The organism is Rhizobium grahamii CCGE 502 (genome assembly GCF_000298315.2).
Taxonomy (GTDB): domain Bacteria; phylum Pseudomonadota; class Alphaproteobacteria; order Rhizobiales; family Rhizobiaceae; genus Rhizobium; species Rhizobium grahamii.
Genome location: NZ_AEYE02000066.1, coordinates 1 through 446, shown reverse-complemented (window position 1 = coordinate 446; position 446 = coordinate 1). Strand labels below are relative to the sequence as shown.

Annotated in this window: 1 protein-coding gene; it reads right to left on the bottom strand. The window is 59.0% G+C overall.

Annotation, left to right across the window (positions count from 1 at the left end; all coding sequences use genetic code 11):
* Positions 1-446, bottom strand: a 446-nt coding sequence (locus tag RGCCGE502_RS34400) for an ABC transporter permease family protein (RefSeq protein ID WP_016558850.1), incomplete at both ends; no start/stop codon positions are given.

Below are 446 nucleotides of genomic sequence, written 5' to 3'. Positions count from 1 at the left end.
TCGAGCGGCTTCTGCCACCAGGCGAGCTGATCGAAATTGTCGGAGACGAGGCCGCGCAGCGGGAACCAGTCGTAGAAGGATCCGCCCGCAAAGAGCACGATCAAGAGGATGCCGAACAGGAAGCTCGGAACGGCATAGCCGATGATGATGACCCCCGAGGTCCAGACGTCGAAGGTCGAGCCGTCTTTGACAGCCTTGCGGATACCGAGCGGGATCGAGATGCCGTATGAAAAGATCATGATCCAGACGCCGAGCGAGGCGGACACCGGCAATTTGTCCTTGATCAGTTCGAGAACCGTGGTGTTGCGGAAGAAGCTCTCGCCGAAATCGAAGCGAATGTAGTTCCACATCATCTCGCCGAAGCGCGTCAGCGGCGGCTTGTCGAAGCCGAACTGCTTTTCGAGCTTGGCGATCAATTCGGGATCGAGCCCTTGGGCGCCGCGGTA